Source organism: Tenacibaculum sp. 1B UA, from assembly GCF_033978845.1.
Lineage (GTDB): Bacteria > Bacteroidota > Bacteroidia > Flavobacteriales > Flavobacteriaceae > Polaribacter.
The window spans coordinates 1-11097 of record NZ_JAKVUA010000009.1 but is presented as its reverse complement, the minus strand read 5'-3'; the positions used below and the strand labels follow the sequence as shown (position 1 = coordinate 11097).

General features: G+C 30.7%; 11 protein-coding genes. 3 read left to right on the top strand and 8 right to left on the bottom strand.

Translation table 11 applies throughout. The features are described 5' to 3' along the window. A complete protein-coding gene (locus MK851_RS08555; RefSeq protein ID WP_303510820.1) occupies nucleotides 1–918 on the top strand; it encodes a PorP/SprF family type IX secretion system membrane protein in 918 nt (305 codons plus the stop codon). A gap of 13 nt (nucleotides 919–931) precedes the next feature. Here MK851_RS08555 and MK851_RS08550 read toward each other — a convergent pair whose 3' ends face one another. From MK851_RS08550 to MK851_RS08530, 5 genes are read right to left on the bottom strand one after another with little or no spacing between them, the layout of a single operon-like run. Next, complete coding sequence (locus MK851_RS08550; protein ID WP_303510819.1) at nucleotides 932–1741, bottom strand: DNA/RNA non-specific endonuclease; 810 nt, start codon at nucleotides 1739–1741, stop codon at nucleotides 932–934. Further along, entirely contained in the window at nucleotides 1742–2185 is a 444-nt protein-coding gene (locus MK851_RS08545; protein WP_320243147.1) for an acyl-CoA thioesterase, read from the bottom strand. A gap of 34 nt (nucleotides 2186–2219) precedes the next feature. Then, complete coding sequence (locus tag MK851_RS08540) at nucleotides 2220–3287, bottom strand: ABC transporter permease (protein WP_320243145.1); 1068 nt, start codon at nucleotides 3285–3287, stop codon at nucleotides 2220–2222. Further along, the gene (locus MK851_RS08535; protein ID WP_320243144.1) at nucleotides 3280–4545 is read right to left on the bottom strand and encodes a mechanosensitive ion channel family protein; all 1266 of its coding nucleotides are present in this window, start codon (nucleotides 4543–4545) and stop codon (nucleotides 3280–3282) included. Before MK851_RS08535 ends, MK851_RS08540 begins: the two co-directional genes overlap by 8 nt. Before the next feature lie 12 nt (nucleotides 4546–4557). Then, entirely contained in the window at nucleotides 4558–5247 is a 690-nt protein-coding gene (locus MK851_RS08530; protein WP_320243142.1) for a queuosine precursor transporter, read from the bottom strand. A 65-nt stretch (nucleotides 5248–5312) separates the two neighbouring features. Here MK851_RS08530 and fabD point away from each other — a divergent pair, with 65 nt between their 5' ends. After that, nucleotides 5313–6197, top strand: a complete 885-nt coding sequence (gene fabD, locus MK851_RS08525) for an ACP S-malonyltransferase (RefSeq protein ID WP_320243281.1) — start codon at nucleotides 5313–5315, stop codon at nucleotides 6195–6197. A 79-nt stretch (nucleotides 6198–6276) separates the two neighbouring features. On the opposite strand, the gene MK851_RS08520 is transcribed toward fabD, so the two are convergent. The 3 genes from MK851_RS08520 to MK851_RS08510 all read right to left on the bottom strand — a co-directional run bounded on the left by MK851_RS08520 (nucleotide 6277) and on the right by MK851_RS08510 (nucleotide 8288). Next, nucleotides 6277–6471 (bottom strand): hypothetical protein, encoded by a 195-nt coding sequence (locus MK851_RS08520; protein WP_028891267.1) that lies wholly within the window; start codon nucleotides 6469–6471, stop codon nucleotides 6277–6279. Between the two features lie 270 nt (nucleotides 6472–6741). After that, nucleotides 6742–7143 carry an MFS transporter gene (locus MK851_RS08515; RefSeq protein WP_303510806.1) on the bottom strand — a complete coding sequence of 134 codons (402 nt, stop codon included), beginning with the start codon at nucleotides 7141–7143 and terminating at the stop codon, nucleotides 6742–6744. Nucleotides 7144–7160: 17 nt separating this feature from the next. Continuing rightward, on the bottom strand, nucleotides 7161–8288 hold the full coding sequence (locus MK851_RS08510) for a DegT/DnrJ/EryC1/StrS family aminotransferase (protein ID WP_303510805.1): 1128 nt from the start codon (nucleotides 8286–8288) through the stop codon (nucleotides 7161–7163). 157 nt (nucleotides 8289–8445) lie between these two features. Between MK851_RS08510 and MK851_RS08505 the strand changes: the two genes are divergently transcribed. Beyond that, a complete protein-coding gene (locus MK851_RS08505; RefSeq protein ID WP_320243137.1) occupies nucleotides 8446–10869 on the top strand; it encodes an ATP-binding protein in 2424 nt (807 codons plus the stop codon). Nucleotides 10870–11097: the final 228 nt, after the last annotated feature.

Below are 11097 nucleotides of genomic sequence, written 5' to 3'. Positions count from 1 at the left end.
ATGAAAGAGATAAGAAACTATATTTTACCATTAATTTTTATAATGGTATTTCAGAATAATTGGGGACAACAGACGGCTTTGTATCCAGAGTATAATTACAATCCGTTTATTATAAACTCAGCGTATGCAGGAATGTCTGATGGAGCAGAAATTACACTTAGTAATTATGGTTATATAAATAGTATTGAAGGAAGTCCAAAAACATTGTCATTAAGCTTTCACACTCCCATTGCAAGAAAAAAAATGGGAATAGGTGGGGCTATTGTAAGAGATAAAATAGGGGTAAGTACTTATACAAATGCGTATGCTGCATATTCGTATAAAATATTTTTTGACACAGAGATTGATAGACCATATTGGCAGCATTATAACGAACATGTAATATCGTTTGGATTAACAGCAGGGGTACAACAGTTTAATGAGAACCTGTTAGAGTTAGGTATTACAGACGATATAGAATTTTCAGAAAACATGAATGTAACCGTGCCAACCGTAGGTATTGGTTTTTTATATAACCATGCAGATTTTTATGCTGGAGTTTCGTTGCCAAACCTTTTAGGAGATAAATTAGCGTCTAGAGATGATTTAAATATATCAAATCCTGTTTATGGTTATTTCGGGTATCGTTTTTTTACCAATCGATTTGAGGAAGTAATGATTAAACCTAGTGTTTTCTTAAAGTATGAAGGTGGAGCACCTATGCAGATTGACGCAAATGTTGCTGTTAACTATAAAAACAAATTTGAAATAGGTACTGGTTACCGAAGTAGTTCATCAATTAATTTTTTAGCGGGTATTTATGCTCTAAAAAACTTAAAATTTGTGTACTTCTATAATGCAGGATTTAGTGATTCTGTGTTAGGAAATAGCCATGGTATTGTTTTTTCGTATGTCTTTGGAAAAAAACGCAGGTACTAAAGTTAATATAGAGTTATCTAAAACTCCAATTTTTATAATTAGCAGAAGTCTCTAGTTGCTTTTCAATAGTATCAGGTAATTCAGGGAAGAAATCAATACCTGTTTTTTGTTCTAATTTATCAATAGAAACTACAAATTCAGATAGAGGTTTGTTGCTTTCTTTATGAGGAAGTAAAAAAGCGATAGCTTTAATTTCAGGTTGCGTATAATCTAATAAAACTTTATAAAAATAATTAGGAACACTTACTTTTTCCTTTCCTATAGTTTTCAAGTTAGGTTCTAAAACACCACCAGTAACAACATACAAGTGATTATACTTTTTTGCCCAATAACGAGTTTTTTGCTCTAGTTTATTCCAAATACCAGCATTAAATTCATGGTTTTGAGGAGAAATGTTTGAAGTGTAAAAAGTTTCATCATGAGCACTTTTAGAGGCACGTCTATCACCAGCAGGACATAAATGCCCTTTGTCATAACCAGATCTTTTATAATTTCTCCAATCTGCAGATTTTGTCTTCACTTTGGGGTCTACAATAAAAAATGGACGCTTACGATTGGTATAAACTATATCACTTTTATCTAAAGGATAAGCAACCCATTCAGCTTGCTCATGCTTTTCACTATACGATAACTGGTAGCCATTATGCTTTATAATGACTCCAGTTGTTGAGGTAGGAAAGTAATTGAAGTTATTAGCTTTATTACTGGCTGTTTTTGTTGTAGGTTCAGAAGAGTTCTTAGCTTCTTCTTTTTGTTGTAACCAATACCCCACAAGTAAAGCAACAATGGTAATAACAACCTTTATTTTCCTAGAAGTACTCATTTAATTACTTAAAACGATTTCTTTAAAATCTTCAGTTTTTTCAACTTCGTTAAAAATCTCTTGAAATTTAACAGGAGGTACTGTTAGTTTACGCTTAACCAAATCTAACCAAGCACCATAAACAGTGATAATTGCAGAGAGTTTACCTGCTTGATTAAAAACTTCATGTTGAATTTTCCATCGTTCTCCTTTGTTAGATAACCCTGTAACTTTTAGGTTTACAGTAATATCTTCACCCATGTGTATTTCACGTAAAAATTTGGTATTTTCTTCAAATAAAATAGGACCAACTTTTTCCTTAGTAAAATCTTGAACAGTTACATTATGCTCTTTAAAAAAACGTAAACGTAATTCAGCAGCATAATCATTGTATGCGGTATGACGCATGTGTATGTTGGCATCAAAATCTGCCCACCTTGTTTTAAACTCAACACTAAAACTCATATCAAAAAAATTTAAGAAAGCGAATTTACAAATTTTAAGCTTTCACATCCAAAGCATCACGAAGTGTATTTCCAATTAGCATAAATGCCATTACCAAACTCATAATAGCAACTCCAGGAATAAGAGCTAAATAAGGTTTTCCAAGAATAATGTAGTTGTAGTGATTTTTAATCATAGCACCCCAAGAAGGAGTAGGAGGTTGGGCTCCAATACCTAAAAAACTCAATCCGCTTTCAATTAAAATAGCAGCTGCAAAATTTGCGGCAGAAATTACAATGATAGGCGCTAAGATATTTGGTAAAATATGCTTAAAAATAATTCTAAAATCAGAAAAACCTAAAGCTTTGGCAGCTTCTACATATTGTTGTTGTTTGGTGGTGATGACTTGACCTCTAACTACACGTGCAACTTCTACCCACATGGATAGCCCTACAGCAATAAAAACTTGCCAAAAGCCTTTGCCCAAAGCTAAAGTGATGGCAATAACAAGTAAAAGAGTTGGAATAGACCAAGTGATATTGATAATCCACATAATAAAATCATCCATCTTTCCACCAAAATAACCTGCAATAGCTCCAATAGGGATTCCTGTTAAAAGAGAAATAAACACAGCTATAAATCCAATAAAAAATGAAATTCTAGCACCAATCAACAACCTGCTTAATAAATCACGACCATATTTATCAGTTCCTAAATAAAATGTTTTTTGTTGAATGTATTGTTCGTAAGAAGTAGGAAACTCTTTTGGTAAACCATCGGAGTATTTAATAACTTCTAACTGATTGTTTTTAACAGAAAATGATTTTATAGGAATTTCTGTTACTGAATGTTGTTTTCCATTCATAAAAACAGAAAACCAAGATTGTTGGTTTTTTACTTCTGAAGGAATGCTTAATAGTTGCACAGAAAAACCAGGAGGTTTCGAGTGGATTTCTAAATGCATTTGATTGGCAGAATTACTATTGTCAGGAGCTAAAACATAACAAAAAACAGCAATAAAACCGCATAAAATAATATACCCAAAACTAAACATACCTGTTTTACTACGTTTAAATTTTTGGATGGCTATTTGCCATAAAGATGTACCTGTATTATTATTCACTCTTTTGTGTTTCTTTCAAGTTATTGATATCAATACTTGATGGATTTTGAAAAACTTCCAAATCAAAATATTTTACAGAAGCTAAAATATGATCAAAAATGTTCGCCATAACTCGTTCGTAATCAACCCAATTCTTTTCTCTACTAAAGGCATAAATTTCTAATGGAATTCCATTAGGAGTAGGTTCTAACTGACGAGACATTAACAACATATCTTGATTTATTTTTGGATGATTTTCAATGTATTTATCCAAGTAAATTCTAAAAGACCCAAAATTGGTTAAGTTTCTACCGTTTAGAATTACCGATTTATCTACATTGTTTTCTTCGTTGTATTTTTTTACTTCTTTGCTACTTTTTTCAATATAGTCAGAAATTAACTCAATCTTTTTAAAACGCTCAATATCTTCATGGGTAAGAAAGTGAATGCTATTTATTTTAATTAAGATAGATCGTTTTATACGTCTACCACCTGAGGTATTCATTGTTCTCCAGTTCTTAAAAGAATCGGAGGTTAAATAATAAGTAGGAATACTGGATATTGTATTGTCAAAGTTTCTAATGATTACTGATGTAAGGTTGATTTCAACCACATCACCATCGGCACCATATTTTTCCATTGTAATCCAATCTCCAATTCTAACAGTGTCATTTACAGCTACCTGAATACTTGATACAAAGCCAAGAATGGTATCCTTAAAAATTAATAATAAGACTGCTGAAAAAGCTCCTAATGCTGTTAAAAACCGAATTAAAGGCTTTCCTGTTAAAACAGAAAAAGATAAAATAATACCTATAATCCAAAAGACTACCATGAAAATTTGCACGTAACTTTCTAATGGTTTGTCTTTAAAAGCGTCAATAGTTCGTAAAAAATCTTTAATACTAAGTAAAATACTTTTTAAAAACCAAATAATAGAGAATATGATACCAATATTAATAATACGCTCTGCATATAAAAGAAGGTGAGGAAAATCTACTAAAATACCTTTTAGTGAATTAAAAACTATAATAAGAATAACAATTCTTGATAGACTTAAAAAAGCTTTGTTTTTGATAAGCATATCATCAAAACTAGTTGATGTTTTTGCAGCCATTTTATGAATAGTTTTTTTACCAACATATCTGAATATTTTAAATAATATGTAACCTAAAATTCCAAAAATAATCAGATTAGCAAATAAATTAAGATAAATGGCAAGTGTTTCTGAAAGAGAAAAATGCTCTTTAAAAATTCTATAAAAAAACTTGTTTAACATAGTAGTATTAGTTTAAAATTCTGTGATTTCCTCTCCCATTTTTAAGCCGAATTTTTTTCTAAACCAATATACAGCAGCATACAAAACAGGAGTGTCTAAAGCTGCTATAATGACTTTGAATAAAAAACCGCTAAGTAAAAGGCTGCCAAAAATACTCCAAGGAAGTATTTTAAAAGAACTCAATAAAAATAATACGGTAAAAGTATCTATAAATTGTGACAAAAAGGTAGAAAAATTATTACGAAGCCATAAATGTTTTCCTTTCGTTAGTTTTTTCCAAAAATGAAAGATACGAATATCTATAAATTGAGCAGCCAAATAAGCTAACATAGAAGCTAATACTGCCAAAGGAGAAAGACCAAAAACTTTGGTAAAAGTTTCGTCGCCAATAGGAGAGTTGTCAATTGCAGGAGCATAATCAGCAACTAGAATAATTAACATAGAAAAAAAGGAAGCAAAAATACCTGCTACAACAACTTGATTCGCTTTTTTCTTACCGTAAATTTCAGAAAGAATATCGGTAATTAAAAAAGTAATAGGGTAAGGAAGAATTCCAACAGATACTTCAAAACGAAATAAGTTAAAGGGTTCCCAATAAAAAAACTTCTGAAAAATTAGGTTTGAAGTTACCAAAGAGGCTATAAATAACGAAGCTAAAACTAGGTAAATAAGTTGCGCTTGAGATTTTTGTTGTACAGTCATAAAACGAAGATAGTAATTTTAAAAGTTGTATGTTTGCAGGGTTAAATAAAGAACAAAACAAACAAATGAAAGCGTATATTTTTCCAGGTCAAGGAGCACAATTTACAGGGATGGGATTAGACTTATATGAAAATTCTCCATTAGCTCAAGAACTTTTTGAAAAAGCAAATACTATATTAGGATTTAGTATTACCGACGTAATGTTTGAAGGTACTGCTGAAGAATTAAAACAAACCAAAGTAACACAACCAGCTATCTTTTTACATTCAGTAATTTTAGCAAAGGTTTTAGGAGATGATTTTAAACCAGAAATGGTTGCAGGTCATTCTTTAGGAGAATTATCAGCATTAGTAGCGAATGGTGTATTGTCTTTTGAAGATGGATTAAAATTAGTTTCAAAACGTGCTTTAGCAATGCAAAAAGCATGTGAAATTCAACCATCTACCATGGCTGCTGTGTTAGGGTTAGAAGATGCTGTAGTTGAAGATGTTTGTGCTTCAATTGATGGAGTAGTGGTAGCAGCAAATTATAACTGTCCAGGGCAATTAGTGATTTCTGGTGAAGTCGAAGCAGTTGAACAAGCTTGTGAAGTATTAAAGGGAAAAGGTGCGAAGAGAGCGTTACTTTTACCTGTAGGAGGCGCATTTCATTCACCAATGATGGAGCCAGCTCGTGAAGAGTTAGCAGCAGCTATTGAAGAAACTACATTTAACGAACCTACTTGTCCAGTATATCAAAATGTAGTAGCAAAAGCAGTAACGAACCCTGCTGAAATTAAAGAAAACTTGATAGCGCAATTAACAGCTCCAGTAAGATGGACACAATGTGTGCAAGCAATGATTGCTGATGGTGGTACTGAATTTGTTGAAGTAGGTCCTGGTAAAGTATTACAAGGATTAATGCGTAAAATTGATAGAAGTGTAGCTGCTAGTGGCGCTTCTTTAGCATAAATAGTAGATACAAAAAATATAATATAGAAAATCCCGCTCTTTATGGAGCGGGATTTTTGTTTCGTGAAAAAGAGAACTATTATTTAGCTAAGACACAATCCTCGCAGTCTTTAACTTCACCATAATAGGTTTCTCTGTATTTGTGTACCGTTTCTAACGGTATAATGTTTAAAAACATTTTTTTAATGTAAGTAACATTAGTATGTAGCTTACCCATTTTTCTTGAAAATCGTTTTTCTAAACGTGTTTCTCTTTTAATTTTAATCAATTTCATTATTCTAGTATCATTTAATTAGGGTACAAAACTAAAAAGCTTAAAGCGTGATGTCAATTAATAAACGTTAAAACATTAAAAATCAGCTAATAAATGTGTGTTCTTGAATTAGGAGTGTGCTATTTTAAGAATATGATAATAGGAAGTGAAAATAATTCAAAAATTAAAGGTGTGAAAATTCATTTTTTGAGTAAAATGAATAAAAAATCACTCAAAATTGATTGAAAATAATCAAAAATGAGTGATTTTAATGTTTTTTGTAAGAAACGACTAGTTTCTAATATCTAGCGTTTTAAATATTTGTGCTTTTTTTGGAGCTAAAAGAATTAAATAGATTAATAAGATTACTCCTAAGAGCAAAAAGTCTGGTTTTAAAATTAAAATTAAAAAACAAGCACCTTCAATAATAGCCCATCTTACTATAGAAGCAGTTTGATAAATCGCAAATTTTTCCTCATTACTAGCATCTTTTTGTATTTTGTTTAACATGTTTTTAAACATGAAGTTACTAGCAACATAAGCTATTGCAGGAATAAAAGCATACAATAAAGATGAGTTATCAATAACCATGTTGAACATAATCTTGAAATCACCCAAAATTGTAAAAGCAAGAGTAACTCCAGCAACTAAAGCAAGGTGAATAATTTTTAACGTTTTAATTTTTTGATCCATTGAAATTTCAATTCAAATTATTGAATAAAGTTATTTACAGTTTTCGTAATAAACGCTAATTGCTCTTCATCTAACTCTGTATGCATTGGCAATGAAATAACTTCTTCAATTAATTGATTCGTTACAGTAAAATTGTCTTCATTATACCTTTCATCTTGATATGCTTTTTGAGCATGTAACGGAACAGGATAATAAATAGCATTTGGAATTCCGTTATCTAATAAATGTTGGTGTAGTTCATTACGTTTTCCGTTAGTAATTCTCAATGTATATTGATGGAAAACATGCGTAGTAAAATCGCTAATAGTTGGTGTGATAATATTTGGGTTGTTAGCAAATGTAGCAGAATAATATTCCGCAGCTTTTCTACGCGCATCACAATAGCTGTCTAATAAAGGCAATTTAGCCTTTAATACAGCTGCTTGAATAGAGTCTAAACGAGAGTTTACTCCAACAACATCGTGGTAGTAACGTTTGTACATTCCATGGTTAACCATTCCGCGAAGCGTATGAGCTAATTCATCATTATTAGTAAAAATAGCTCCACCATCACCATAGCAACCTAAGTTTTTAGAAGGGAAGAAAGAAGTTGTTCCTACATTTCCAATAGTTCCTGCTTTTTTCTTAGTTCCATTTTTAAAAGTATAATCTGCTCCAATAGCTTGGGCATTATCTTCAATAACAAATAAGTTATGTGCTGCTGCAACCTCTAAAATAGCTTCCATATTAGCACATTGACCAAACAAGTGTACAGGAACAATCGCTTTTGTTTTAGGCGTAATAGCCTTTTTCAAAGCTTCAATGTCAATATTAAAAGTATCTGGTTCAACATCAACTAAAACAGGAGTTAACTTTAATAATCCAATCACTTCAACAGTTGCAGCAAATGTAAAATCAGCAGTAATTACTTCATCTCCTTGTTCCAAACCTAAGCCCATCATGGCTATTTGCAAAGCATCGGTACCATTAGCACATGGAATTACATGCTTAACGCCTAAATAGTTCTCTAAATCAACTTGAAAATCACGAACATAAGGTCCGTTAATATATGCTGAAGAATTTAGAATTTCTTGAATTGAAGTGTCAACTGTATTTTTTATTTTTTGATATTGACCTTGTAAGTCAACCATTTGAATTTTTCTCATTTTGACATGATTTTATAAACATCAAAAATACAAACTATCTTTCATTGTTTCGAGGTCTTTAGGTAAAATAATATATATTAATAATTTTAAAATTTAACAGATATATTTAAAACAAGAAAGATGAAGTATCGTTATTTTTACCAAAGACTATTAATTAATGAAAGAATCTAAACGTAAAATAGCTTTTAAGGTTTTAGTAGGGTATGCTACCCTATCTGTTTTAGCAGTTATTTCAGGAATCTTGTTGTTTTCTGAAATAAAAACATATATAGAAATACAAAAGCAAGGTGTTTCCGATAGAAATAATATTATCCAAACTGGAGGGTTAATTGCTGATATATATGAAAATGAAAATTTAGGGAGAGCTGCTATTCAGTTGAACTCTTATAAACGATATAATGAGTATGTTACTGAGAATAAGTTGTTGCTAAAAAAGATTGATTCACTTAACTTTATAGCAAAAGACGTATCAAAAACATCTATTTTAGATAGTATTAAGTTAGTTTTAAATAAAAAGAGAAAAAACATAACCAGTTTAAGAAGATTAAACCAAAGAAATGCTTCAGAAAAATCAATCAACGAAGCCATAGATAAGTTAGGGTCTATAGATTCACTACTCGGAAAAGGTTCAGTAAAAGACCTTGTTGATAACCCAGAGGTTTTTAATAAAAAAACAGGGTTAAGTTTAGAAAGGTATCTAAAGTTATTTGATAAAGAAGGTGAAGAAAAACCAGTTAATGCTAAAGAACAGAAGCAAATAGATTCTTTAGTTTCTGCTTCTAAAGAAATACTTCAAAAAGCACAAAGAGAAACAAGCACTAAGCGAAGGTTTTTAAGAATAAAAGAAAGGGAACTAATTGAAAATGATATCACAATTTCGAGAAAGTTACGGGAGGTTTTAAGTGTACTAGAAAGAGATGTTATTTTTAACGCGAACCAAGCTCATAAAAAACATGAAGAAACACTTGGACGTAGTAGAAATATAATTCTATTTGCTACAGGGGTTGGCTTTATTATAATTGTACTTTTCTCAATAATAATTTTAAATGACTTTTGGAGAAGTCAACATTACAGGCAAGAATTAGAAAATGCGAATGCAGTTACTTCTTCGCTTTTAAAAAGTAGGGAACAACTAATATCTATGGTGAGTCATGATTTAAGAACTCCCTTAAGCACAATTACTGGTTTTAGCGAGTTATTACAAAAATCAATTGCTAATACAAAAGAGAAAAATTATGTGGTGCATATACAAAACGCCTCAGTATATATGGGGCAGCTTGTCGGCGATCTTTTAGAGTTTTCTAAATTAGAAAATAGTAAAATAACTATTGAAGCTATCCCTTTTGATTTAAAGAGAAATATAGAAGAAGTAGCTAATAGTGCTAAAAACCTTGTTCAGAACAAGCCAGTTTTAGTAAATGTAAATCATGACGAAAAACTAAATTCACTAATTATTAGTGATCCTTTTAGAATAAAACAGATACTATATAATTTAGTAACTAATGCATGTAAGTTTACAAAAGAAGGCTCAATAACAATAAAGAGTAGATTAAGAAGCGCAAAAGAAAAAAAACATATAGAAATCACAGTAATTGATACAGGGGTTGGAATAGGAAAAGATGAACAAGAAAAAGTTTTTAAAGAATTTACGCAAGCACATGAAAAAGAGAACGGACAAAATGGGTTTGGATTAGGTTTGACCATTTCTAGAAGACTAGCAGAGCTTTTAGGTGGATCTTTAACTTTACAAAGTAGTTTAGGAAAAGGTAGTACATTTTCACTGTTTGTACCTATCACTTTTGCTGAAGAGAAATCAAATAAAAAAGGGATAAGCCCACAAAGTGAAAGCCTTAATATTCATGCTGTAGTGGTAGAAGATGACACTTCTTTGAGAGCGCTTTTAAAAAATGTTTTAGAAGGGTTAGGTGTGAAGGTAACCTCTTTTAGTAACGCACAAGAAGCCCTAAATAAAATCAATAATATTACGTATGATTTAGTTTTAACTGATATACAGCTTCCAAAAATGAACGGTATCCATTTTATGGAAACCTTAAAAAAACATAACTCTTATAAAGGTCAGCCTATTATAGCAATGACAGGAAGAGCAAACTTATCGGAAAGTGAATATGTTAAAAATGGTTTTTCAGACGCTTTAATTAAACCGTTTCATCCTAAAAGATTGAAAGAAATTTTACAGCGATTTTTTGATTTTAAAATTCAAGATAAAGATGTAGTTATTACTCACATTGATAATAAAAGAACAAGTAGCTTTGATATTACTTCTTTGAAAACATTCTTGAATAATGACGAGGCAGAGATAAAAAACACATTAGAATCCTTTTTAAAGGATACTGAAGAGAATTTATTGCTATTAAAAGAATTAGTGAATAACAATGATGTACAGGGATTTAATGACGTTAGTCATAAAATGTTGGGAATGTTCAAGCAGTTAAAAGCTACTAAAATAATCGCTTTTTTAGAGAATTTTGAGGTGGATAAAGAAATAAATAAAGCCTCATGGAAAGATTTTGAAAAAGAGTTAGATGTTTTTTTAATTGAAGTGAAAAAATACCTTAATTAATTTTTAAAGACTATAAGAACAACTTAACCAGTAGTAGTCTTTGTTTAGCTAATACTGTTAAGGTTTTTTGTAAAAAGAATTTTAAAAAAAGCAACAATTTATTTACATAAAAATTTGGCAGTAAGAAAACGATAACATATTTTCGTACCACATAAGGCAATATTTGTTATCTTCTTTCTTCTTTATAGAATGGCGCCAAGAAATAAAAAAAGAGAAGGTTTTATATTG